Genomic DNA, 24,156 nt, shown 5'->3' with positions numbered 1-24,156 from the left:
CAAATTGTTACAGTTTTATGAATGCGATGCTGATTTTGAGCGGTTAGTTAATTTTTTGAAACCAAAAATCACATACATCTAGTGATAATGATCACAAAAATGGTGAAATACGCGCTAATCACTTTCGTTTTGTGCGCGTATTTGCTCCTTATCAAACAATTTCTGTGTGGGTTATGTCTTAATAAGCACAACTATTTATCAGTACATTCATTGTTGTGATTAAGGTCGGGAGCCACACATGCTACAAAGCCCAGCGACACAAGAGACTGATGTCATCATCATCGGGGGCGGTGCGACCGGTGCAGGGATTGCACGTGACTGCGCACGCCGTGGCCTGCGTTGTATTTTATTGGAGCGCCACGATATTGCGACGGGCGCAACGGGGCGCAATCACGGCCTTTTGCACAGCGGTGCGCGTTATGCGGTAACCGACGGCGAATCCGCGCGTGAATGTATTGAAGAAAACAAAATTCTTAAGCGCATTGCTCGTCACTGCGTTGAACGCTCAGATGGCCTGTTTATCACGCTTCCTGAAGATGATTTAGGTTTTCAATCTGGCTTTATCGAGGCCTGTCAAAAAGCGGGTATTGATGCGGAGGCCATCGATCCTAAAGAGGCGCTACGTCTGGAGCCTGCGGCTAACCCCGCTCTGATTGGCGCGGTACGCGTGCCTGATGGCACCGTTGATCCATTCCGTCTCACCGCCGCCAATATGTTGGATGCGCGTGAGCATGGCGCACAGGTGCTGACCTATCACGAAGTGAGCGGATTATTACGCCACGGCGATCGCATCACCGGCGTGCGCGTTATCGACCATAAATCGCGTGAAAGCTATGAAATTCATGCACAAATCGTGGTGAATGCCGCGGGGATTTGGGGTCAGCACATTGCTGAGTATGCCGATTTACGGGTACGCATGTTCCCAGCCAAAGGCGCGCTGTTGATCCTTGGACATCGCATCAACAATATGGTGATCAACCGCTGTCGCAAGCCCGCCGATGCCGATATTTTGGTACCGGGCGATACCATTTCGCTGATCGGCACCACCTCAACGCACATCGATTACGATCAGATCGACAACATGATCGTGACGCCGGAAGAAGTCGATATCTTGATCCGCGAGGGCGAGAAGCTTTCGCCTAAATTGGCGAGAACGCGAATCTTGCGCGCCTATGCGGGCGTGCGTCCGTTGGTTGCCAGCGACGACGATCCAAGCGGGCGTAATGTGAGCCGCGGCATTGTGCTGCTCGATCATGCGGTTCGAGATGGCCTAGAAGGCTTTATCACCATCACCGGCGGCAAGCTGATGACCTATCGCCTGATGGCGGAATGGGCGACAGATAAAGTCTGTGAGAAACTCGGCATTACAACCGCGTGTACCACCGCGACCGAGGCGCTGCCGGGATCTCAACATTCCGCCGAAGAGACGCTACGTAAGGTGATCTCGTTGCCTGCCACGATCAGGGGGTCGGCGGTTTATCGTCATGGCGATCGCGCCGATCGTATGCTGGCGGGCGATCGTCTTAGCAACAGTTTGGTATGTGAATGTGAAGCCGTTACCGCCGGGGAAGTGCGTTATGCGGTTGATTCTCTGACGGTGAATAATCTGGTGGATTTGCGCCGACGTACCCGTGTGGGCATGGGCACCTGTCAGGGCGAGCTTTGTGCCTGCCGCGCTGCGGGTCTGCTTAATCGTTTTAAAGTTACCACGCCGAAGCAATCTATCGATCAGCTCTCTCATTTCCTTAATGAACGTTGGAAAGGCGTGCGCCCAATAGCATGGGGCGACGCGCTGCGCGAAAGCGAATTTACGGCTTGGGTTTATCAAGGTTTATGCGGCATGGAAGCACCCGCGCAGAATCAGGGCGCTCAGGAGAATGACAATGAAATTTGACACGGTAATGATTGGCGGCGGCTTGGCTGGGCTATTGTGCGGTATTCGATTAGCTGAGGCTGGGCAAAAATGCGCCATTGTGAGTTCGGGTCAAAGCGCGCTGCATTTTTCTTCTGGCTCGCTGGATCTGTTATGTCATCTGCCTGACGGCAGCGCCGTAGAGCAACCGCTGGCCGCGTTGGAATCTTTGTCGGCTCAGGCTCCACAGCATCCTTATAGCTTAATGGGGCATGATGCCGTGGTGCGTTATGCCGCGGAATCGGAACGTTTGCTGGAACGCAGCGGGCTGGCGTTAGTGGGAAGCTGCCAACAAAACCATTTACGCGTCACGCCGTTGGGAACGCGCAGAGCAACGTGGCTGAGCCCAAACGAAGTGCCGGTGAGCGCACTGGATCAGCCGCTGCCGTGGGAACGCGTGCTGGTTGCCGGTATTGAAGGATTCCTCGATTTCCAGCCGCATCTCGTGGCGAATTCGTTGGCCGAGCAGGGCATAGAAACCAAAATCGCGGAGCTCACGCTGCCCGCGTTAGATCGTTTACGCAATAACCCAAGTGAATTCCGCGCGGTGAATATTGCGCGCGTGTTGGATTTACCTGATAACCAACAGCTGTTGATTGACGAACTTAACCGTCTTGCCCAGCAGGTGAATGCCATCATCATGCCTGCCTGTGTTGGCATGGAACAAGCTGACGCATTAGAACATCTGCGCTCACGAGTCAGAGTGCCGTTATTACTGTTGCCAACGCTGCCGCCATCGGTGCTGGGAATGCGTTTGCATCATCTGCTTCGCCGCCGTTTTCAGGCGCTGGGCGGCGTGATCATGCCCGGTGATGCGGTGTTAAGAGCCGATCTGGAAGAGGGGCAAGAAGCGAGAATTTACACGCGTAACCACACTGACATTCCTTTGCGGGCGAAAAATGTAGTTCTGGCGAGCGGTAGTTTCTTCAGTAATGGACTTAAGGCTGATTTCAACGGCGTGACTGAACCTGTGTTTGGCTTAGACGTTATCAGTGAAAACGAGCGGGCTAACTGGAGCACTGAAAATATGTTCTCGCCTCAGCCGTATTTGCAGTTTGGTGTGAGCACCGATGAGCAACTGCGCCCAACAGTAGGTGGCAAAGTCGTGAGTAATCTACGCGTCATTGGTGCTGTTCTGGGGGGATACGATCCTATTCAGCAAGGCTGTGGTGCCGGTGTTTCAATGCTAACGGCGCTGCATGCAGCGGAACAAATTTTGGCAAAAGCGGAGGGCGCGCTATGAACCTGCTCGCAGATAACAGCTTTGAAAACTGCATTAAATGCACGGTGTGCACCACCTATTGTCCTGTTGCGAAGGTTAATCCGAATTATCCGGGGCCAAAGCAGGCAGGGCCAGACGGTGAACGTCTGCGTTTAAAAGATCCTCTGCTTTATGATGATGCGTTGAAATACTGTACCAACTGCAAACGCTGTGAGGTCGCTTGCCCATCAGACGTAAAAATTGGCGATATTATTCAACGCGCTAAGGCGAATTATAGCCAGCATAAACCGACGCTGCGTGACGCTATCCTCAGCCATACCGATCTGATGGGGACGCTATCAACGCCGTTCGCGCCGATTGTGAATATGACTACCGGTCTGAAACCAGTGCGTAAGCTGTTGGATAAAGCGCTGAAGATCGACCATCGCCGTGAGTTGCCAAAATATTCGCTGGGGACATTCCGTCATTGGTACAAAAAACAGGCCGCAGAACAGGCTAAGTTCGCCGAACAGGTCGCGTTCTTCCACGGTTGTTTCGTTAACTATAACCATCCGCAGCTCGGCAAAGACTTGGTGAGCGTGTTTAACGCGATGGGTATCGGCGTGCAGCTGTTGAAGCGTGAAAAATGCTGCGGCGTACCGCTGATCGCGAATGGATTTATCGAACAGGCTAAAAAGCAGGCTCGCGTTAACGCAGAGTCTTTGACCGACGCCGTGATTGGCAAAGGCATTCCGGTGGTTGCCACGTCTTCAACCTGCGCATTTACCATCCGTGATGAATATCCGCACGTGCTGGATGTGGATACCACACAGGTGCGTGAACACGTTGAGCTGGCAACGCGCTATCTCTACCGCTTATTAGACGGTGGACGTGAGTTAAAGCTGAAATCGACGCCGATGAAGATCGCGTACCACACGCCGTGTCATATGGAAAAAATGGGCTGGACGCCGTATACGCTGGCGCTGTTGCAAATGATCCCCGGCGTAGAGCTGACGGTTCTGGATTCCCAATGCTGTGGTATTGCGGGAACTTATGGCTTCAAGAAAGAGAACTACGAGACATCGCAGGGAATTGGTGCGGGGTTATTCCGCCAGATCGAAGAGAGCGGGGTGGATCTGGTGGTAACGGACTGCGAAACCTGTAAGTGGCAGATTGAGATGTCGACGAGTAAGAAATGTGAGCATCCGATTTCGTTGCTGGCGCGGGCGTTGGGGTAAGGTTTCACCCGTCAGTCGCTAGTGCTGTATATGTTGGATCTGTGAAAGATTTCGTTCGCCTATCAATAACGGTTTGCACATGTAACGCCAATCGAAGGCGTCCGATGAGAGCCCCGTTGCGCGGGGGCTCTCAACTCGCGCGCTTTTATCCGAGACGCCATCTCCGCTACGGTTTGGTATCGCCCATCCAGGGCGCCCCAAACTCCGCCGGTACATCCCTGTACCGGCGGCTCTCCCTACCAAGACTTAAACAATTCAAAGAAAATAAAAAGATAGAAAATATCTTTTGTTTTTTCGTGTTAAACGAAATTTTATGTTAGGGCTGTGAAGGTTTCGTCCGCCTATCAGTAACCATTTTATATGTAATGCCCATCGTAGGCGTCCGATGAGAGCCCCGTTGCGCGGGGGCTCTCAACTCGCGCGCTTTTATCCGAGATGCCATCTCCGCGCCGGGTCGGCATGCGCCATCCTTGGCGCCTCCTCCCCTAGTGGAAACATCCTGTTTCCACTGCTCCCACTACCTAAACTTAAACAAGAAACCAGATAGGGTTTTGTCTTTTGTCTTTTGTCTTTTGTCTTTTGTGTTTTCGTGTTGAAAGAATGCATTTTAGAGCCGCCAGCAGGGATGCTGGTGGCAGGTTGAGGGCGTACAGGATGTACGCTCCGAGACCGGTCGGCCAAACGACTCGGTAAAAAGCGCGAGAGTGAAGAGGTTGCGCGCTGGCAACCTCTTCTCGGACGCCTACGACAGCGGTTTCATGGGAATATAAAAGCTAACTGGCGGACGAAACCCTCCACCGATCTAACATATACAGTACAGGCGACTGGCGGACGAAACCCTCCACTGATCCAACATATACAGTACAGGCGTACGAAACCTTTCACTGTCTAGACCGCTGCCATTCTCCTCCCCCTCCCTCATCCCCCACCACAAATCTTGTGATCAATACCTAGTTTCGGGAACGTTCCCGTTCCATAAAACCGTCATAGTGACTACGCTTTATGCAACTCAGTTTTTATGGATCGAAAGTATGGCGCCGATCCACGTTACTCTGAAATCAGAACGACTCTACAGGTACTCAATATGAGCAAGGTAAAACAAGATCAGGTTGATCGGCTGATCGCACTGGTGGGCGGGCGTGAAAATATTGCTACCGTCAGTCATTGCCTTACCCGACTGCGGTTTGTACTGAACGATCCGGCGCTGGCTGCGCCTAAAAAGATTGAAGAATTGCCGATGGTGAAGGGCTGCTTCACCAATGCAGGGCAGTTTCAGGTTGTCATTGGCACGGACGTGGGCGATTGGTATCAGGCGTTGATTAGCACGGCACACGTCGATGCCAGTAACAAAGAGCAGGCCAAGAAAGCCGCTCGTCAGAATATGAGCTGGTGGGAAATTGCGATTTCGCATTTCGCCGAGATCTTCTTCCCGTTGCTGCCTGCGTTAATCAGCGGTGGTTTGATCCTCGGTTTCCGTAATGTGATCGGCGATATTCCGTTGGTGGATGGACAGCCGTTGACGGCATTACATCCGGCGTGGAAAACGGTTTATGACTTCCTGTGGCTACTGGGCGAAGCGATATTCTTCTATCTGCCGGTAGGTATTTGCTGGTCAACGGTGAAGAAGATGGGCGGTACGCCGATCCTCGGTATCGTGCTGGGGATTACGTTGGTTTCTCCACAGCTGATGAATTCGTACATGCTGGGCCAGCAGTTGCCTGAAGTATGGAATTTTGGCTGGTTCACGATTGAAAAAGTTGGCTATCAAGCACAGGTGATTCCATCCGTGATGGCGGGTTTAGCCTTGGGTTGGATTGAGACTCGCTTAAAACGCCTGATCCCCGATTATCTGTATCTGGTCGTCGTGCCGGTGACGTCACTGCTTCTGGCGGTGTTCTTGGCGCACACCCTGATTGGCCCGTTTGGTCGCATGATTGGCGACGGCGTTGCATGGGCTGTGAAAGCGGTGATGACCGGCAGTTTTGCTCCGATTGGCGCGGCGCTGTTTGGCTTCTTGTATGCACCGTTGGTGGTTACCGGCGTGCATCAGACAACGCTAGCGATCGATATGCAGATGGTGCAAAGCATGGGCGGAACGCCGGTATGGCCGATTATCGCGTTGTCGAATATTGCTCAAGCCTCTGCCGTGTTGGCGATTATTTTCATTAGCCGCAAAGCTAACGAACGTGAAATTTCGGTGCCAGCGGCGATTTCTGCCTACCTCGGCGTTACCGAGCCTGCGATGTACGGTATCAACCTTAAATACCGTTTCCCGATGCTGTGCGCCATGATTGGCGGTGCCTGTGCGGGATTGATTTGTGGGTTGTTTGGCGTGATGGCTAACGGCATCGGCGTGGGTGGATTGCCGGGGATTCTTTCTATCCAACCGAAATTCTGGGGAATTTATGCCGTGGCGATGGTGGTTGCGATTGTAGTGCCTCTTGCCCTAACTATCTTGATTTATAAGCGTAAACAGAAGCGCGGCGAGTTGCCGGTATAACGAATGAATACGGCTGCGAGTCTCGTGGCCGTAGAGTGAAAATAGGAATATGACGATGAGCGAAACAGTGCCGTGGTGGCAAAACGGTGTGATTTATCAAATCTACCCGAAAAGTTTTCAAGACAGTACCGGCAGCGGCACAGGCGATCTCAACGGGATTATTCAGCGTCTGGATTATCTGCAAAAGCTTGGCGTGAGCGCACTGTGGCTGACGCCGGTCTATCCGTCGCCGCAGATTGATAATGGCTATGACGTTGCTGATTACTGCGCGATCAATCCTGATTACGGAACGATGGCGGATTTTGAGCGTTTGGTTGATGAAGCTCATCAGCGTGGAATGCGTATCGTGATGGACATGGTGTTTAACCATTCGTCGACTCAGCATCCATGGTTTGTTGCGGCGCAGGATCCTAGCGACGAGAAGCATGATTTTTATATCTGGCGTGACGGCGAAGCGCAGGCGTTGCCGAATAACTGGCGCTCGAAGTTTGGTGGCAACGCGTGGCAATGGTCTGAAAGCGCAGAGAAATATTATCTGCATTTGTTCGCACCTCAGCAGGCAGATCTCAACTGGGAACATCCGCCGGTGCGTGAAGCACTGAAAGCCGTGTGTCATTTCTGGGCGGACAAAGGCGTTGATGGTTTGCGTTTAGACGTGATCAATCTGGTGTCTAAACAGCAGGATTTCCCAGACGATCTGCAAGGGGACGGGCGTCGTTTTTATACAGACGGTCCGCGTATTCATGAGTTTCTCAGCGAGTTTGGCCGTGATGTCTTTAAGCCTCGGGGCTTAATGACCGTTGGTGAAATGTCGTCAACGCAGCTTGAACATTGTCAGCGCTATGCGGCGCTAGACGGCAGCGAGCTTTCGATGACGTTTAATTTCCATCATTTGAAGGTGGATTATCCCGGTGGTGAAAAATGGACGCTGGCGAAGCCAGACTACGTTGAGTTGAAGAGGATTTTTGCCTATTGGCAGCAGGGAATGCATAACCGAGCGTGGAATGCGCTGTTCTGGTGTAACCACGATCAGCCGCGCATTGTGTCGCGTTTTGGTGATGAGGGTGAATGGCGGAGCCTGTCGGCAAAAATGCTGGCAATGGTGCTGCATGGTATGCAAGGCACGCCGTATATCTATCAGGGTGAAGAGCTGGGTATGACTAATCCGGGCTTTACCGATATCGAGCAGTATCGCGATGTTGAAAGCCTGAATATGTTCCGAGAGCTCAGCGAACAGGGGCGAGACAGCGCAGAGCTGTTAGCGATTCTGGCGACTAAATCACGCGATAACAGCCGCACCCCAATGCAGTGGAATGCGAGTCCAAATGCGGGCTTTACGCAGGGAACACCGTGGATAGAACCTGCCGACAACTATACCGAGATCAACGCTCAGGCGGCGGTCGCCGATGAAACGTCGGTGTATTACTGCTACCAGTCGTTGATTAAGCTGCGCAAGCAATTGCCGTTGCTGACCCACGGCGACTATGAGGATTTGCTGCCGAATCATCCGGCGCAATGGTGCTACCGTCGTAGCTATCAGGGGAAAAGCCTATATGTATTGGCCAACCTGAGCGCGCAAACGCAGACGCTGGAGATAAGCGGCGAGTTGCCGAAACAGGGGCGTGTGCTGATGAGTAACTATCCTCAGCAAAGCGCAGTTACTCAGTCGCTGCGGCCATATGAAAGTATTTATTGGCTTGTAGACGCATAACTGTCTGACGTGAATCCCCCTGATTTGGGGGATTTTTGTTGGCGGCAATCCTCATTAAATTGTGGTTGGCACCTCGTTTCGGATGCTACTGTTTCTTTATACTAAAACGATGTTTCAAAATAATTTAAGAGAAATGTCGAGGAATGTATGATCACTGGAAATGTTAATCATCTAGAACTATTGCCTTATTTACCTGCTCAGCTCAAGCAGGTGATTCAACATGTTATGGCGAATTTCAATGCGGATTCTGCGCTAGGCAAGTTTGATGTGGATGGCGAAAATCAGTTCGTGATGATTTTTAACGATTCAACCTCTCCAGCGGAAGAGCGCCGTCAGGAATTGCACGGTAAATATTTGGATATCCAAATTGTTTTAGCCGGGCAGGAAAAAATGGTCTTTAGCAATCTAGCCGCACCGCAAGGCCGCGCTGAATGGCTTGAGGGTAAAGACATTGCCTTTTTGCCTCTAGAGCAGCAGGGCTTAGAAGAGAAAAGCTTTATCATGAACGCAGGTGATTTCGTGGTGTTCTATCCCGGTGAGTTACATAAGCCCATGTGCACCGTGGGTGAGAATGCACCGGTTAAAAAAGCGGTCGTGAAGATTTTAGTGAAGTGATTGAGTGTCAATAGATCGGTGATTCATCGCAGTCTACGCGACTGCGATGACTAAGTCTTGCAGAAACCCTCACCGCAGCGTGTATTTGTCGATATTGGTCAGAAAACCACGAATCCGCTCATCCCCATGTTTAAACAGTGAAACAATTTCCTGCACCGCTTTGCCATTGCGGTCTTTGCTCCAGGCGAGCGACAAAGGCGAGGGCTGGCGTTTGTTGTCGACTTCCCGCGTTAGCAACTGGCCGCGATCGATGAAAGGCTGGCAAATATTCTTAGGTAAAAAACCCACGCCGAGCCCGTCAAGATGGCACTCGAGCTTGGTCTGCATATCTGGCACTTTAATTTCTTTTTGTCCAGGTAAAAGCCAAGCCACGCGTTTGGTTAAGTTCCGCGACGTGTCTTCGATATTGATGGCTGGATAGCCGCGTAATAGCGTGTTGGTTAAGGGCGTAGTGCTGGCGGCTAAGGGATGATGGGGGGCAAGCACAAAGACCCAGCTTACTTCGCCGAAGGGGAGAGTGCGTATCGAGTTGGAAAGTGATTCGGAGCCGGTAACGCCAATCGCAAGTTGAAAATCATCATAAAGCATCGCATCCCAGACCCCCATGTAGACCTGACGTGAAAGTTGAAACTGGGTGAAAGGAAAACGATGATTGAGCCATGTCAGCAGTTTTGCCGCCGATGCTGCGTTATAAAGCAGGTTATTGACTACGATATTAACCTGTCGTTCTACACCGTCGTTGACTTGACTGAGTTCATCGGGCATGGCGTCAATCCAGCTTAGCCACTGATGGCAACGTTCTAGCAAATGAACGCCAGCGGGCGTGAGGCTGACGGTGCGCGTGGTGCGCAGGAACAGCTGTGTTCCCAAGCTTTCTTCCAGCGTTTTAATACGATAGCTGATGGCCGCGGGCGTTTTATGTAGGTATTCCGCCGCCTTAGAGAAGCTGCGTGTTTCAGCGACTCGAATAAACGTGCGGAGCGTCTCTTGATCAAACATCGTATTCAACCCTCCGTTGATGAGCGTATTGCCAGCGCAGAGTGAGATCCATTCCCAATAAAGTATCCGCCCCCGAAGTATGTCCATGCCGCAGGACGCTTTCAAGCGACCTTTCTGTAGCCTGTGAGCCACGTGCAAGTCGGCGTAGCAGAGAGTGTATTGTGGTGCTGAAATAACCCCGTTTTGCGTAGTAAAGATAGCTGGCACTGACGCTGGTGGTTAACGCTATCAGCAGGTTGTCGCTGGGAAGCAGTGAAGGGCGCAGCGCCGTCTGTGACGTGGCGTGAAGAATGGCCATCATGCCAACCAACATGTCATCACCGCTGGGGGTTAAACCGGGGCCTAAACCAATAATAGAACGCCAGTCTGGGGCGAAGCCCTGCGCCCAGCGAGAAAGCTGCTGGGTGAAAATAGCGGTGTAAGGTGACGACGATTGGGGAGCTTGATTAAGCGGCCCACATAATCCGGTGATAGCGCTATGGCGCGAAAGGTATTTTTCAAAGCGCTGTGGCGCAATGGAAAGCTTTTCGGATATGCGTAAATACAGCGTTCGCCGTGGTTTGAGCAACTGAATATGCGGGGTAAATAGCCCACCGTTAATCGCCGTCAAACGGGTTCCGGGGGCTAAATAATGGCTGAGTTGGTCAAACTCAGCGCGGCGTATGAGCCATCCCATCGGGCTAATCCCGTGCCCATAGCGATGCAAGGTTAATAACTGATTGGATGCATTACGCAGATTAATGGCGTGATTAAATCGATTATCGCATACCCAGACACCGTGTATTGGCGGCAGGCAGTCACTGGCGGCTAAAGGAGAGCAAATCATTATCCGTTCTCCTAAGAGTTGAAGGGGAGAAAGCGCCTACGGTGAGTCATAATACTGATTGTTTAAGCGATCGAGATACACGGGTCTAGCACACCGCGGGGCGCTCCGGCGGCTTACGCCGCTACGACCCCATCGGTGTGCTCCCCCTAAAATCAGGCTTAAATGAACAACATTACAGCCAGTAGGCAGGCGCTTGGTGTGTTATGCATAGACCTTATGCATGAATATTCATCGCTTCAGCCAGCGCTTCTAGCGCTTGCTCAAAGCAGGGCAGCGGTGCTCGCACGGTGCCTGCGCCGACTTGGCCAATACCCGCTTCGCGATGAGCAATGCCGGTATTGATGAGCGGCGTGATCCCTGTTTCGACGACGCGACGGATATCCAGACCTAAACAGGCACCTTGGAAATTCCATGATGGGATCTGCAGCAGCGGGTTGTGTTGCAGATAGATTTCGCTCATTTCTTCCGAAGTTTCTTGAGCTGCATCCATGCCACCGGCACCGACAAATCGGGTTACGCCAGGTGCCGCAATCATCGCCGCACCGCCAATGCCGAAGGTTTCCGTAATGGCGCTATCGCCGATGTCAGGGTTGGCATCATCTTGGCTAAAGCCGGTAAAGAACAGCCCTTGCGGCGTATTCACCGGCGCCGTAAACCAGCGATCGCCCAGCCCGCTGACGCGAATGCCGAAGTCTCGGCCATTACGTGTCATGGCTGTCACGATGGAACCGGCTTTGATATCTGCGGCGGCATCCATTACCGCTTTGCAATAGGCCATCGCGAGGTTTAGGAAGAACTGATCGGTCACGCTGAGGAACTGTAATACTTCACCCAAGCGTGCTTTATCGTCATTCTGTAGCGCAATTTTAGGTGCTAGTGTGCGCATCAGCAGCGCTGACGCGGCAATATTACGCTGGTGGAATTCATCCCCCATGGTGATGGCCTGAGCCATCAGTGCGCTAAGATCGATGCCGTTTTCAGTTTCGCTGAGCGCTTGCTGCAATACTGGTGCTAAGGTGTCACGCATCCAGCACAGGCGGCGCTGGACGTCTTCACCGTAGGCACCGAAACGCATGACCTTGCCAATACCTTCGTTCAAATTGCAGTAGGCGCTGTTGCCGTGGACGTGATTTTTAACTTCAAGTACCGGCATATTGGCCGAAGTGATCCCGCCCATAGGGCCAACGGCGTTAACGTGATGGCAAGGAATAAAGGTGATCTCACCCGTTTCCAACAACGCATGCGCCTGTTGTTCATTCTGAGCCCAACCTTCATAGAGGCACGCGCCGAGGCATGCTCCACGCATTGGTCCCGTCATGTCCTGCCATTCAATTGGAGGGCCTGCATGCAGCAAGGTTTTTCCTTCACGTAAAGCAGGGATCACCTCTTTAGCCAAATGAACGCCGGTCCAGAATGGACGGGCTTCTTTAATGCGTGCAACGATCGCCTCATTGGCGTGCGCAATAGATGAGTACATAGCAGACCTCTTAATTTAATTGTTTTAGCAAACTGGCTAAATGAGCATTGCCGCCCGCGATAGGGGCCCATTGGTAATGCACGACAGGACAACCGGTGCTTTGCAAGTCTTGAGCAAAACTGCGCAGGCCAGCGTTGATGACTTTGACGCCATCAAGCAGTGGATTACGGGGGTAGTGAGGGGGTTCTGGCACGCGAACAATCAGATGATGAGCCAGTAACACCGCTTCTTGCAGCGTATTCATGACGACGATGTCGCCGTTAATCAGCGTGTCGATCTGCTCAGCGCGCGGCTGAGGATCTTGCTGTGTACCGGTTACGGTTGCGATGACCACTAGTGGATTCTCGGCGCCCCGTGCCGTGCGGACTTTATCGACCGCTTCTAACACTGCGGTGGCAGGATCGGCACATGCGCCATAGCCCAACACCACATCGACTAGCAGCACGCCAATGTCTGGCTGGTGGGCAATTTTTTGGATCTCAAGTGAACGGCTGGTAGGGTCAATCATTGGATGTGGGCGGCCAACGGTATACGCATCGTCACCCAGATCGATAAGGGTATGCCCCTGAGCGTGCAGCATGATGCCGCGATCGTGTTTGCTATCGGTTTTGGCATTTATCTGCTCAGCCAATAACATTGCGGCTTCAGCCGCCAGCGTACCACCGGCATAGAGACCTAGGATTTTCTTGCCGATGACGCTCGGCTGGGCAGCGGCAATTTCTTCGACGCTAGCGAGCATCACAGCAAGGTGAGCGGCTTCGGCTAATGAACTGGCTAACCAAACATTACCTTCATGTTTTTGCTCAGGTTTAGTGCCAAGGAAAAGCGCGACAACCGGTTTTGCCACTGCTTGCATGGCGGTTATCACCCGCTTGCGTACGCTTTCGGCCGGAGGTTTAGACACGAAGGCCAGTACTTTGCTTTGATCATCACCCGCGAGAATTTCTAGGGCGCTTAACGCGCTGATGCCGCCAATGGCCTCGCTAAGATCTCGGCCGCCGAGACCCAGAGCATGGGTGACGCCGTGGCCGAGTAGCGCGATCTGCGAGGTAAGTTCTTGAATACCCGTGCCTGAGGCCCCAATCACCCCGATAGAGCCTTTAGGGAGTACGTTGGCGAAGGCTAAAGGCGCACCGGCGACCATGGCGGTGCCGCAGTCTGGCCCCATCACCAGCAGCCCTTTTTCACGTGCGGTTTGTTTCAGCGCGAGTTCTTGTTCAACGGGCACGTTGTCGGAGAACAGCATAACGTTTTTGCCGTTTTCCAATCCCTGACGCGCCAGATCGTTGGCATATTCACCGGCAACGGAAATGAGCAGCAAATTAGCATCGGGAAGCTTTTGTTGTGCGCTGTCCCAGCGGCGAACTTTTTGCAAATGTTGTCCAGAAGCTTGCCCTTGGGCGATAGCGCTCAGCTCGATTTCTAGCTGACGGCCAATAAGCTGCGCAATATCTGGGATCTCTTCATGAGTACGGATGGCTACGCAAATATCATTTGGCGTAGCGCTGGTAAAACTTTCATGCCAAAAACCGGTGGTCTCCAGAAGTGATTTGTTGGCTGGAGTGCCCATCATGACGGAGACCTCATCCACCTGCGGTGACTCACTGAGCTTGCGTGATATCAGCATCAGGCTTACAGAATCCTGAAAACTGCCTTTTTTTACAGATGCATAAATCATTTTAATTCCCTCGGATTATTTCTTTTCTTTCAGGAACAACATGCCGCACAGGCCAATGACCAAGAGGGCTGCTGATACATAGAAACTGGAGGCCAAACTGCCGGTGATATCGCGAGCGGCACCGGCGATGATCGGCGCTAAAATAGAGGAGCTCATGCCGATGAAGTTGAATAAACCAAAGGCGGTGCTGTAGTTATTTTCGTCCACGCTGTCGGCGACCAACGCCACCAGAACGGGATCAAGCGCCAGCTTGCCCACCAGACCATAAATACACAGCGCTGCAATAACGCCGCCCATGGTTGGCATCCAAACAATTGAGAGCATGCTCAGAATCGCGAGAGGAACCAGAATCAAAATGAGCGGTTTACGTTTTCCCAAACGGTCAGAAATGGTTGAGAACAGCAGGGCGCCGGGGATCGAAATCCATGCCACTAAGGACGAGATAAAGCCGGTTTCACTGCCTGGGATCCCACGCTCGCTTTGGAGGTAATACGGTAGCCATGTCAGAATGACGAAGAATCCGAACAGACTGCAAAACACCATCAGATAGACCAGCAGCAGATTGCGGTTTTTTAATAAATCGCTGAATTTACCTTTTTTAACCGCAACGCCATCGGCGGTGACCGCGCTGCGTTTCTTTTCTTTAACGAAGAACCAGATCGCTAAGCCGGTCAGAATGCTAGGCACGGCCATGGCGTAAAATGGCATTCTCCAGCTGTGGCCCTGATCGTAAACTAACCAGCTTGATGACATCAGCCCGAGAGCAATGCCGAATGCCATACCGCTGTTAATGATGGCACTACCGAGAGAACGATATTTTTTGGGAATTTGTTCCGAAGATAAGCCATATTGAGGGCCGTAATAAGTTCCTTCGCCTGCGCCGGTGACGACACGGGAAAATAGTAGCGTTGTCCAACTTTTCGCCCATCCTGTGACGGCGGTAAAAATACCGAATAATAAGAATCCAGGAACTAATACTTTTTTCTTGCCTATTTTATCTCCTAAGATCCCTGCCGGAACTTGCAACAATGCATAGGAGAAATAAAACACTGAATTTAATATTCCTAGTTGTGTTCCATTTAATCCGAATTCTTTTTCCAACTCACCCATCACCGGATTTAATACCGTACGGTCTGCATACATAAATATCCAGCCGAGCCAAAATAAAAATACGGTTATCCACCAAGCGGGTATGCCTGTTTTTTGCGGTGCGCCCGCATGCTCTATCGATTGTGACATAAGATACTCCCCTGAATACCCAGCATCTCTTGCTTATGGCGCGTTAGCCGTCCTGCTCATCCCTATCACTGACTTAGATCAGAGGTACTGGGGTCAAGAATGCTTACGACCAAAATATTGAAATTATTGGGCATAGCTATAATAAAAATGGTTCGTGCCAAATCGCTATGACGGTAAACTATAATAATCGTAGGGGGATTCTGGTGAGATAAATCACATTTGATCTATTGTAAGGGAAGTTTTCTTATTCTACGGTCTATTAATAAAAAAAATTAAAAAATCTATTATTCAATTTTATTTAATTAAACAGCTCTGTGATATGCCAATTATAAAAAAATAATAGACTGTATTTTAAATGTAGCCACCATCACATTTTATATTTTAAATAAACTTAATTTTATCCCAACAAATTAACGTTTTTTATGGGGTATAAAATGAAACCAACCGTCGTCATAGCGCTCGGGGGAAACGCTATTTTACAGCGTGGAGAAATTCTTTCGGCTCAAAACCAGTACAAAAATATCGCTCAGGTGGCTGAGGTGGTTGCTGGGCTAGCCAACGATTATCGCGTCGTGATTGTGCATGGCAACGGCCCGCAGGTGGGATTGCTAGCGCTGCAAGGTGCGCTAGATCAGCAAACCCCAGCGTATCCGCTGGATATTTTAGTGGCTGAAACGCAAGGAATGTTGGGCTATATGATTGCTCAGTCGTTAGGGCAGAAAGAGAACATTCCTCAGGTGGTTAGCCTGCTGACGCGTATTGAAGTTGAGGCAGACGATCCTGCATTCCAGCAGCCGAGTAAATTTATTGGCCCTGTCTATCTGCCTGACCAACAGCATGAACCTAAACTCCGCTATGGTTGGACGATGAAAGCGGATGGCCAATATTTTCGTCGCGTGGTGGCTTCGCCTAAGCCGAGAAAAGTGGTTGAGCTGGCCTCGATCAAGTGCCTGTTAGATAGCGATCATATTGTGGTTTGTGCGGGCGGCGGTGGAATGCCGGTTGTCGCAAGCCAACAGGGATATTGCGGTGTTGAAGCTGTTATTGATAAGGATTTATCAGCCGCGTTGTTAGCCGAAGAGTTACATGCGGAATATTTAATGATTTTGACCGATGCGGATGCGGTTTATCAGGATTGGGGAACGCCACAGGCGCGGGCATTACGACATGTTACCCCTGAGGTATTGCGCCCGTTTGCGGCTCCTGATGGCGCGATGGGGCCGAAGGCAGAGGCGGTGATTGCGTTTGTTGAACAAACGGGCGGAACGGCATTTATCGGTGCATTAGCTGATGCCGAAGCGATTTTACGTCGGGAGAAAGGTACCTGTATTACGCCAGAAACTGCGGCTGTTCTATAAAACAAAATCAGCGCGCCGTGAATACCAGGCGCGCTGATTTATTGAGTTATTACAGTTTGCCTAACGTCGCTACCATCACGGCTTTAATGGTGTGCAGACGATTTTCCGCTTCGTCAAACACGATGCTGTGCTCGGATTCAAATACTTCGTCGGTGACTTCCATACCGCCATTCAGCCCATATTGCTCGGCCATCTGTTTGCCCACGGCGGTTTGATCATCATGGAAAGCCGGTAAACAGTGCAGGAATTTCACCTGCGGGTTGCCGGTCAGTTTGATGACGTTCATGTTGATTTGATAAGGCAGCAGTTGGGCAATACGCTCTTTCCACACCTCTTTTGGTTCGCCCATGGAAACCCAAACGTCGGTGTAAAGGAAATCGGCGTCTTTCACGCCTTCCGCCAGATCTTCGGTTAAAACCAGCTTCGCGCCGGTTTTGTCGGCTATTGCCTGACATTGAGCCACCAGTTCGGCCTCCGGCCAGCAGGCTTTTGGCGCAACGAGACGCAGCTCCATCCCCATCAGCGCCGCGCCTTCCAGTAATGAATTACCCATGTTATTACGCGCATCGCCAAGGTATGCCAGTTTCACCTGTGACAGCGGCTTATTTGGCATATGTTCTTGAATAGTGAGCAGGTCGGCTAAAATTTGGGTTGGATGAAACTCATTGGTTAATCCATTCCAAATCGGCACACCGGCATACTGTGCCAGGGTTTCCACCACGTCCTGCCCCCAGCCGCGATACTGGATGGCGTCGTACATTCTGCCCAGCACGCGCGCGCTGTCTTTGATGGATTCTTTGTGGCCGATTTGGCTGCCGTTTGAGCCTAAATAGGTGACATTAGCGCCTTGGTCGTAAGCGGCAACTTCGAAAGAGCAGCGGGTTCGGGTGGAGTCTTTTTCGAAGATGAGCGCGATATTTTTGCCTTTCAGCGTTTGTGGTTCATTCCCTGCCTTTTTAGCCTGCTTAAGCTCAGCGGCTAAAGTGAGTAGATATGCGATATCTGCAGGCGTGAAGTCCAGTAATCTAAGAAAATGATGCTGATATAGCTGACTCATAGTGCTCATCCCCAGTTGTGTTTTTATTGTGCTGCATGAATTAATATTCACATTATGTGTATTAAAATTCAAAATCAACCCCTGAGAGATAAATATTCACGTTTCTTATGGAGGCATGAGCGCGGCTGTGGGAGAATGAAAGTAGCGTGATTGCATACAGATTGAGGACAAAGGCATGGCAAATCCTGAGCTATTAGAAGAACAACGTGAAGAAACCCGCCTGATCATTGAAGAACTGCTGGACGACGGCAGCGATCCAGACGCGTTATACACCATTGAACATCACCTTTCGGCGGATAACTTTGAGCTGTTAGAAAAAGCGGCGGTTGAAGCTTTTAAACTCGGCTACGAAGTGACTGATGCTGAAGAGCTGGAAGTTGAAGACGGTACGCTGCTGATGTGCTGCGATGTGATCAGCGAAGTTGGCCTGAATGCGGAAGTGATCGATACTCAGGTTGAACAGCTGGTGAACCTCGCTGAGAAGATGAACGTGAACTACGACGGCTGGGGCACCTACTTCGAAGATCCTAACGGTGAAGACGGTGACGACGAAGAAGATGATGACGCAGAAGGCGTTGATGAAGATGACAATGGCGTTCGCCACTAATCTTTAACGTCGTATAGTTAGCATAGTTGACGTCATAGTGAGAATAGCGAATCCGGTGCCAGCGATGGCACCGGATTTTTTTATATATTAACTATGCGTGGGTCGCTAATACGCCTAAGCGGATGGCATATTTTTTAATTTTATAGTGCAGGGTCGTTCGTGAAATTCCCAGCCTTTTTGCCGCTTCTGCCACATTGCTATTCGCCTGATTCAACGCCTTTGTGATGAGCTGTTGTTCAAAATATGCGACTTGGCTGACAAGGTCGCCATCGCATTCAAATGTTCTGGCGGACATGGGCTGCTCTTCGGTAATTGGAGCTGCATTTTCAGGGAACAGTTCTGGGCATTCTTCATCGTAGGCAATGTTTTCTAATGGCCCATCGTGTTCTTGCATAATCATGCTGCGCACGATGGTATTTTCTAGCATACGCACGTTACCCGGCCATGCGCGTTTTAGCAGAATACCGCAGGCATTCTCGCTGATCCCCTGAATATCATGCTCAACATCATCGCGGTATTTATCGATGAAATAACGACTTAGCAGCAGGATATCCTCTGGGCGAGTGGAGAGCGGCGGCAGCGCCAGCATTCCGACGCCGAGCCGATAGAAGAGATCGGCACGCATTCTATTGTGTTTAATCAGCTGCGTTGGCGACTCGTTCATTGCTGCCACAATGCGCACGTTGGAGTGCAGTTCATGATTTCCGCCGAGTTTCCAGAAGCTTTTATCCTGTAGAAAGCGCAGCAATTTGCTTTGCATCTCGATGGGCATGGCATTGAGCTCATCAAGAAATAGCGTGCCGCCGTCTGCCAGCTCAAGGTAGCCTTGGCTATTTTCAGCGCCGGTGAATGCCCCTTTAACGGTGCCAAATAAGGTACTTTCTATCAGCGTTGAGGGGAGCGCACCGCAGTTGAGGGCGATAAATGGCTTATTCACGCGTTTACTACAGCGATGTATTAAGCGAGCAAACAGCTCTTTGCCTGTCCCTGTTTCACCCACAATAACAACCGGAATATCGTTGACGGCTAGACGTTTAGCTTTGTCTATCAGCGCCAGCATAGCGGGATTTTCCGTAATGATATCGTGGGTGTTTTCAGCTTGATTCGAATAAAGCAGTTGGTTTAGTTCCACCACCTGCTCTTGTAGGCGGCGCACGCTAGACATATTTCTACCAATTTCAATCACGCCTACCATCTCACCGTTGCGTGCATACAGCGGCGCAGTGGTGTGCTGGTAATCCACCGCCTGCCCTTTAGCGTTGTAATAAACCTGATAATGGCCGATGTATTCCACTCCTTGTTTTAGTGAGTGCAGCATGGTGCTCTGTGACTCTTTCATCTTGGGGTAGACGTCTAGCATGTGGTGGCCGAGTGCTTGCTCTACGGTATAGCCATCCAAATCTGCGCTTTCTTGGTTGTAATAAACGTATTCACCATCACGATTAATTATCGCTAACGGTTGATGAATAAGATCAAAAAAGCGCGAAAACATCTCAAGGGCATACTGCAATTCTGGGTCGAGCGGAGGCATTTTTTGGTCCTTTCACTGGGTGACGGATTTTCGTCACTTAGGCAATTTTTAGAATATATGACCGAAATTATTAGTAGGGCTTTTTTTATTTTATTGATTTTAAAGATAAATAATTATGGCATGACGGTTGCAGTAACAATGTTATCTGTAGGGACATATCACGCATTAAACCATCGATAAGCAGAGGATTTTATGTCAGATAACATCGTTAAGAACTACAACCAACTGCGTCAAAATGTTATTGAGCACGATCGTCGTTTCACCAGCAACAATGGAAAACTATGCTTTGAAGGTTTAGATGTCGAAGCACTGGCAAAAAAATACGGTACCCCGTTTTATGTGTTTTCTGAGCCTGAGATTGTGCGCAATATCAAAGAAATCGAGCAGGCTTTTTCCGCACATGCCAAAACTAAAACGTTCTTTGCCTCAAAAACCTGTTCGGTGATGGGGGTGTTAAAAGCCATCAAAGATGCGGGCATTTGTGCGGAAGCTAACTCACTTTATGAAGTGCGTAAGTGTTTGGAAATTGGTTTTTCTGGGAGCCAAATCGTATTTAACGGCGTGGTGAAAAAACCAGAAGATCTCGAATATGCGATTGATAATGAACTCTATCTGATTAACGTCGATAGCCTATATGAACTTGATCATATTGATGAAATTTCTCGTCGCCTGAAAAAAACCGCCAACGTTTGTGTGCGCGTTGAGCCAAACGTTCCTTCCGCAACGCACGCTGAGCTTGTGACCGCGTTTCATGCTAAATCAGGACTGGATCTCGAACAGGCCGAGGAAACCTGCCGCCGTATTTTACAAATGCCTTATGTGAAGCTGCGTGGTCTGCATATGCATGTGGGCGATCAGGTGCCAGAGTCTGAGCCATTTGCTAAAGCGACCAAGGTTTTGGTGGATGAATCGCGTCGTTTAGAAGAGGTTTTGGGGATCAAATTTGATTTGATCAACGTGGGGGGCGGTATTCCAGTGCCTTACAAATACGACGAAGAGAATGGCGATCCGTTAAAAGACAATATGTATGCAGGGATCACGGCTCAGGACTTTGCTGATGCGGTGATTCATGAAGTGCATAAATGGCGTACCGACGTTGAGATTTGTATTGAGCCAGGGCGCAAAGTCACGGGTTCTGCCGCTGTTCTGTTAACCGATGTTTCCTGTGAAAAACGTAAAACCAACTATGACCTAGACGGTAACGTTGAATGCCACGTTGAATGGAAGTTTGTCGATGCAGGCTACAGCGTATTGTCTGATAGCCAGCATTTCGACTGGTTCTTCTATGTCTATAACGCCTCTCGGATCACCGAGCAACACGATCAATATATCAAGCTGGCAGGCCCGCTGTGTGACGGTGGCGATTACTTCCATATGGGCGTCAAAGGCGAAGAGTTTTTACTGCCACACGATACTCAGATTGGCGATGTTGTGGTGTTCCTTGATGCGGGTGCTTACACCATTGAGAGCCAGACGGTTTATAACAACCGCCCACGTACTGCGGTCGTGATGATCGACAATCAGGGTAAAGATCGTCTGATCCGCCGTGAAGATACCTACGAAGATATGGTCAAGTACGACATTTTCTAATTTGCCCTTTGCGACAGAGGGCGGTTGTCGCCCTCTGATTTTCTCTCTGGAGATGATCATGAGTAATAGCAACTCAAGTCTGCTTGGAATCAAAGACATCGTCTTTATGAACGTCATTGCGATTCTGAGTTTACGACAAATACCCAACGTGGCGCCCTATGGGGCATCGGCTATGCTGCTGTGGGTAATCGCGGCTTTCTGCCTGTTTTTCCCATTAGCCATGGTATGCGGTGAGCTTTCTACCGGGTGGCCAAAAGACGGCGGTATTTTTGTTTGGATTAAAGAAGCATTTGGTAAACGTATCGCGTGGATTGTGGTGGTCTGCTTCCTGTTTTCTTGCGTCCTTTTTTTCCCGCTGATGCTGCAATTCGGTTTTACTGCGCTGGGCTATATGTTTAGCGACAGTCTAGCCGAAAGTAAGGTCTTTATCGGCGTGGGCTCGATGGTGATATTTTGGCTGCTGACGCTGCTTAATATTCGCGGCATGCAGTGGACTAAAATTATTAATAGCGTAAGCGCATGGTGCGGCGTCTTTATTCCTTCTGCCATTTTGATTCTATTAGCCGTTGTTTGGCTATGTACCGGACACAAAATGCAAACCGATTATGCCACGGCGGCTAATTGGATCCCTGATTTAAGGCATTGGGATACCGTGGTGTTCTTATCTAGCATGATGTTTGCCTTTGCTGGATTAGAAGTTGCCCCAATGATTGCAGGCCGTACACGTAATCCTCAGCGTGATTTCCCACGAGCCATGGCGGTTTCCGCTGGCGTCATTGTCGGTATTTATATGGTGGGAACGTGGGCGCTGAATACGCTTTTACCTGCGGGGAATACTGATATCGTAGCGGGCGTTATGCAGGCGATGCGCTCGGCGGCTGATACCTTGCATATGCCTTGGTTATTACCTGTGATGGCTATCTGCATGTTTTTCGGGGCGCTGGGGCAAATTAACTCTTGGCTGGTTGGCCCTATTTATATGCTGCAAGAAGCTTCGCGCGAAGATAATTTGCTTGGGGAACGCATTGGCAAGCTGCATCCCAAATATCAAACACCTGCTTTTGCACTAACAATGCAGGCGCTAATTGTTACCGTTTTATGCTTTTCAACCTTTGTGTCACCTAGCGTTGCCGCTGCGTACTGGATGCTGACCGCGCTAACTACTATCACCTATTTTATTCCTTATCTGGTGATGTTCCCTGCATTTTATCGTCTGCGCATGACTCAACCGGATACGCCTCGTAGCTTTAGAATTCCCGGCCGCATTTTACCGATTCTATTACCTGCTCTCGGCTTTATTTCAATCGCTTTTGCCGTATGCCTGCTGTTTATTCCACCTTCGCAGATCGATATGGGGGGATATTTCCAATATGCCGGAAAAATTATCGGTGGGGCACTATTAGCCGTCGTTGTGGCAGAAGTGATTTATCACCGTGCTCAACGCAGAAATGCAAAATTGTTTGCTGGTGAGGTGAAGTAACATGTATATGCCAACGCTTGAAATTAATTTAAAAAAACTGACTGACAATGCCCGCATCGAGAAAGCGCTTTTAGCCGCACATGGCATAGAAGTGATGGCGGTGAATAAAGTCTTTGATGGCTGCATTGAAACGGCTCAGGCCGTGATAGACGGCGGGATTAACGTGATTGCAGAATCACGTACTTATAACTTAAAAAAAATCCGAGCCACGGGCTGTACGACCTGCCTATTACGCAGCCCTTGCCTGAGTGAAATTGAAGACGTAGTGCGTTACGCAGATATCAGCCTGAACAGTGAGCCTGCCGTGATGCAGGCGCTGTCAGATGAAGCTCAGCGTCAGGGAAAAACGCATCAAGTCCTGTTAATGATTGATATGGGCGATTTACGGGAGGGAATTTGGTTTGCGCATTATGAGCAAATCTTATCAACCGTAAAGCTGATTGAAGAACTGCCTGGACTGGCATTATACGGGCTAGGGACTAATTTCAACTGCTATGGCACAGTGCTGCCAACGGTAAAAAACGGGGAGGATTTTCTCGCCATTGCCGCGCGTATTGAAGCCGATACCTACACGAAAATTAAGCATCTCTCGGCTGGGAACTGCACCAGTTATCACCTATTAGATAAAGGTATTTGGCCGGTAGGATTAAATCATCTGCGGATTGGTGGATTACACGAGTTTGGCATTGAATATGTCGATATGAAATATTTGGACGCTTTCCACCATTCGCAAAAAGATGTCGGTAAAGCCTGTTCAGACATGTATTTGCTGCACGCAGAAATTATTGAGCTGAATAGTAAACCAACGGTTCCGGTGGGCGAGTTAGGGGTGGATGCTTTCCTACAGCCGAAGTCATTTACCGATCACGGTACGCGTAAGCGCGCATTGCTGGCGTTTGGCCGACAAGATGTACCCGCGGAAAACTGTGTGCCTCAAGATGAAACCATCACGGTGTTAGGCCAAACTAGCGATCATACGCTGGTTGATATTGAAGACAGCCAACAACAGCTAAAAGTCGGGGATATCATTAGCTTTGAGCTGGATTACACCGGTTTACTGATGGCCTGCCAGACACGTGGCGTACAAAGACATTTCAAATATTGATACTTAACCTGATGCCGGTAGGTGAAGCCTAC

The 24,156-nt window shown here is 50.2% G+C and carries 18 protein-coding genes; 11 read left to right on the top strand and 7 right to left on the bottom strand.

Going from position 1 to position 24,156, the window contains the following annotated elements; genetic code table 11:
- Positions 1–238: 238 nt before the first annotated feature.
- From glpA to U0008_RS19035, 6 genes are all read left to right on the top strand, one after another.
- On the top strand, positions 239–1,894 hold the full coding sequence (gene glpA, locus U0008_RS19060; protein ID WP_043489023.1) for an anaerobic glycerol-3-phosphate dehydrogenase subunit A: 1,656 nt from the start codon (positions 239–241) through the stop codon (positions 1,892–1,894).
- A complete protein-coding gene (gene glpB, locus U0008_RS19055) occupies positions 1,884–3,155 on the top strand; it encodes a glycerol-3-phosphate dehydrogenase subunit GlpB (RefSeq protein WP_043489026.1) in 1,272 nt (423 codons plus the stop codon). Before glpA ends, glpB begins: the two co-directional genes overlap by 11 nt.
- The gene (glpC, locus tag U0008_RS19050; RefSeq protein ID WP_025798398.1) at positions 3,152–4,351 is read left to right on the top strand and encodes an anaerobic glycerol-3-phosphate dehydrogenase subunit GlpC; all 1,200 of its coding nucleotides are present in this window, start codon (positions 3,152–3,154) and stop codon (positions 4,349–4,351) included. The genes glpB and glpC overlap by 4 nt, the downstream gene beginning before the upstream one ends.
- 1,084 nt (positions 4,352–5,435) lie before the next feature.
- The gene (gene treB / locus U0008_RS19045) at positions 5,436–6,851 is read left to right on the top strand and encodes a PTS trehalose transporter subunit IIBC (RefSeq protein ID WP_043489028.1); all 1,416 of its coding nucleotides are present in this window, start codon (positions 5,436–5,438) and stop codon (positions 6,849–6,851) included.
- 55 nt (positions 6,852–6,906) lie between these two features.
- The gene (treC, locus tag U0008_RS19040; RefSeq protein WP_043489030.1) at positions 6,907–8,562 is read left to right on the top strand and encodes an alpha,alpha-phosphotrehalase; all 1,656 of its coding nucleotides are present in this window, start codon (positions 6,907–6,909) and stop codon (positions 8,560–8,562) included.
- A 147-nt stretch (positions 8,563–8,709) separates the two neighbouring features.
- Positions 8,710–9,177 (top strand): NanQ anomerase/TabA/YiaL family protein, encoded by a 468-nt coding sequence (locus tag U0008_RS19035; RefSeq protein WP_043489032.1) that lies wholly within the window; start codon positions 8,710–8,712, stop codon positions 9,175–9,177.
- A gap of 69 nt (positions 9,178–9,246) precedes the next feature.
- Here U0008_RS19035 and allS read toward each other — a convergent pair whose 3' ends face one another.
- The 5 genes from allS to U0008_RS19010 form a co-directional block, all read right to left on the bottom strand.
- Positions 9,247–10,176, bottom strand: coding sequence for an HTH-type transcriptional activator AllS (gene allS, locus U0008_RS19030; RefSeq protein WP_043489034.1), 930 nt, complete (start codon positions 10,174–10,176; stop codon positions 9,247–9,249).
- Positions 10,169–11,002, bottom strand: a complete 834-nt coding sequence (locus tag U0008_RS19025; protein WP_051874026.1) for an oxamate carbamoyltransferase subunit AllH family protein — start codon at positions 11,000–11,002, stop codon at positions 10,169–10,171. Before U0008_RS19025 ends, allS begins: the two co-directional genes overlap by 8 nt.
- A gap of 214 nt (positions 11,003–11,216) precedes the next feature.
- A complete protein-coding gene (locus U0008_RS19020) occupies positions 11,217–12,479 on the bottom strand; it encodes a YlbE family protein (RefSeq protein ID WP_043489036.1) in 1,263 nt (420 codons plus the stop codon).
- 10 nt (positions 12,480–12,489) lie between these two features.
- Positions 12,490–14,157 carry an acyl-CoA synthetase FdrA gene (gene fdrA / locus U0008_RS19015; protein WP_043489039.1) on the bottom strand — a complete coding sequence of 556 codons (1,668 nt, stop codon included), beginning with the start codon at positions 14,155–14,157 and terminating at the stop codon, positions 12,490–12,492.
- 15 nt (positions 14,158–14,172) lie between these two features.
- Positions 14,173–15,396: an MFS transporter gene (locus tag U0008_RS19010; protein ID WP_043489041.1), complete on the bottom strand. Its 1,224-nt coding sequence runs from the start codon at positions 15,394–15,396 to the stop codon at positions 14,173–14,175.
- Positions 15,397–15,830: 434 nt separating this feature from the next.
- Between U0008_RS19010 and U0008_RS19005 the strand changes: the two genes are divergently transcribed.
- On the top strand, positions 15,831–16,754 hold the full coding sequence (locus U0008_RS19005) for a carbamate kinase (RefSeq protein WP_043489043.1): 924 nt from the start codon (positions 15,831–15,833) through the stop codon (positions 16,752–16,754).
- A gap of 49 nt (positions 16,755–16,803) precedes the next feature.
- On the opposite strand, the gene argF is transcribed toward U0008_RS19005, so the two are convergent.
- Positions 16,804–17,820 (bottom strand): ornithine carbamoyltransferase, encoded by a 1,017-nt coding sequence (argF, locus tag U0008_RS19000; RefSeq protein WP_172625159.1) that lies wholly within the window; start codon positions 17,818–17,820, stop codon positions 16,804–16,806.
- A 166-nt stretch (positions 17,821–17,986) separates the two neighbouring features.
- Here argF and rraB point away from each other — a divergent pair, with 166 nt between their 5' ends.
- Positions 17,987–18,418 carry a ribonuclease E inhibitor RraB gene (gene rraB / locus U0008_RS18995; protein ID WP_043489050.1) on the top strand — a complete coding sequence of 144 codons (432 nt, stop codon included), beginning with the start codon at positions 17,987–17,989 and terminating at the stop codon, positions 18,416–18,418.
- 91 nt (positions 18,419–18,509) lie between these two features.
- On the opposite strand, the gene U0008_RS18990 is transcribed toward rraB, so the two are convergent.
- Positions 18,510–19,949 (bottom strand): sigma-54 interaction domain-containing protein, encoded by a 1,440-nt coding sequence (locus U0008_RS18990; protein WP_043489052.1) that lies wholly within the window; start codon positions 19,947–19,949, stop codon positions 18,510–18,512.
- A gap of 192 nt (positions 19,950–20,141) precedes the next feature.
- On the opposite strand from U0008_RS18990, the gene dokD reads away from it, so the two are divergent.
- From dokD to U0008_RS18975, 3 genes are read left to right on the top strand one after another with little or no spacing between them, the layout of a single operon-like run.
- Positions 20,142–21,539: an ornithine/lysine decarboxylase DokD gene (dokD, locus tag U0008_RS18985; RefSeq protein ID WP_043489055.1), complete on the top strand. Its 1,398-nt coding sequence runs from the start codon at positions 20,142–20,144 to the stop codon at positions 21,537–21,539.
- A 58-nt stretch (positions 21,540–21,597) separates the two neighbouring features.
- Complete coding sequence (locus U0008_RS18980; protein WP_043489056.1) at positions 21,598–23,019, top strand: APC family permease; 1,422 nt, start codon at positions 21,598–21,600, stop codon at positions 23,017–23,019.
- 1 nt (position 23,020) lies between these two features.
- Positions 23,021–24,124: an alanine/ornithine racemase family PLP-dependent enzyme gene (locus U0008_RS18975; RefSeq protein WP_043489057.1), complete on the top strand. Its 1,104-nt coding sequence runs from the start codon at positions 23,021–23,023 to the stop codon at positions 24,122–24,124.
- Positions 24,125–24,156 lie beyond the last annotated feature (32 nt).

This window comes from Hafnia alvei (assembly GCF_034424155.1).
GTDB classification, from domain to species: Bacteria; Pseudomonadota; Gammaproteobacteria; order Enterobacterales; family Enterobacteriaceae; genus Hafnia; species Hafnia alvei.
Note: the sequence above shows the minus strand (reverse complement) of the source record. Positions and strands in the feature narration are given on the sequence as shown.

Excerpts from the sequence above, each read along its gene's own strand:
- glpA (WP_043489023.1), top strand. The coding sequence starts at position 239 with ATGCTACAAAGCCCAGCGACACAAGAGACTGATGTCATCATCATCGGG.
- glpB (WP_043489026.1), top strand. The coding sequence starts at position 1,884 with ATGAAATTTGACACGGTAATGATTGGCGGCGGCTTGGCTGGGCTATTG.
- glpC (WP_025798398.1), top strand. The coding sequence starts at position 3,152 with ATGAACCTGCTCGCAGATAACAGCTTTGAAAACTGCATTAAATGCACG.
- treB (WP_043489028.1), top strand. The coding sequence starts at position 5,436 with ATGAGCAAGGTAAAACAAGATCAGGTTGATCGGCTGATCGCACTGGTG.
- treC (WP_043489030.1), top strand. The coding sequence starts at position 6,907 with ATGAGCGAAACAGTGCCGTGGTGGCAAAACGGTGTGATTTATCAAATC.
- U0008_RS19035 (WP_043489032.1), top strand. The coding sequence starts at position 8,710 with ATGATCACTGGAAATGTTAATCATCTAGAACTATTGCCTTATTTACCT.
- allS (WP_043489034.1), bottom strand. The coding sequence starts at position 10,176 with ATGTTTGATCAAGAGACGCTCCGCACGTTTATTCGAGTCGCTGAAACA.
- U0008_RS19025 (WP_051874026.1), bottom strand. The coding sequence starts at position 11,002 with ATGATTTGCTCTCCTTTAGCCGCCAGTGACTGCCTGCCGCCAATACAC.
- U0008_RS19020 (WP_043489036.1), bottom strand. The coding sequence starts at position 12,479 with ATGTACTCATCTATTGCGCACGCCAATGAGGCGATCGTTGCACGCATT.
- fdrA (WP_043489039.1), bottom strand. The coding sequence starts at position 14,157 with ATGATTTATGCATCTGTAAAAAAAGGCAGTTTTCAGGATTCTGTAAGC.
- U0008_RS19010 (WP_043489041.1), bottom strand. The coding sequence starts at position 15,396 with ATGTCACAATCGATAGAGCATGCGGGCGCACCGCAAAAAACAGGCATA.
- U0008_RS19005 (WP_043489043.1), top strand. The coding sequence starts at position 15,831 with ATGAAACCAACCGTCGTCATAGCGCTCGGGGGAAACGCTATTTTACAG.
- argF (WP_172625159.1), bottom strand. The coding sequence starts at position 17,820 with ATGAGCACTATGAGTCAGCTATATCAGCATCATTTTCTTAGATTACTG.
- rraB (WP_043489050.1), top strand. The coding sequence starts at position 17,987 with ATGGCAAATCCTGAGCTATTAGAAGAACAACGTGAAGAAACCCGCCTG.
- U0008_RS18990 (WP_043489052.1), bottom strand. The coding sequence starts at position 19,949 with ATGCCTCCGCTCGACCCAGAATTGCAGTATGCCCTTGAGATGTTTTCG.
- dokD (WP_043489055.1), top strand. The coding sequence starts at position 20,142 with ATGTCAGATAACATCGTTAAGAACTACAACCAACTGCGTCAAAATGTT.
- U0008_RS18980 (WP_043489056.1), top strand. The coding sequence starts at position 21,598 with ATGAGTAATAGCAACTCAAGTCTGCTTGGAATCAAAGACATCGTCTTT.
- U0008_RS18975 (WP_043489057.1), top strand. The coding sequence starts at position 23,021 with ATGTATATGCCAACGCTTGAAATTAATTTAAAAAAACTGACTGACAAT.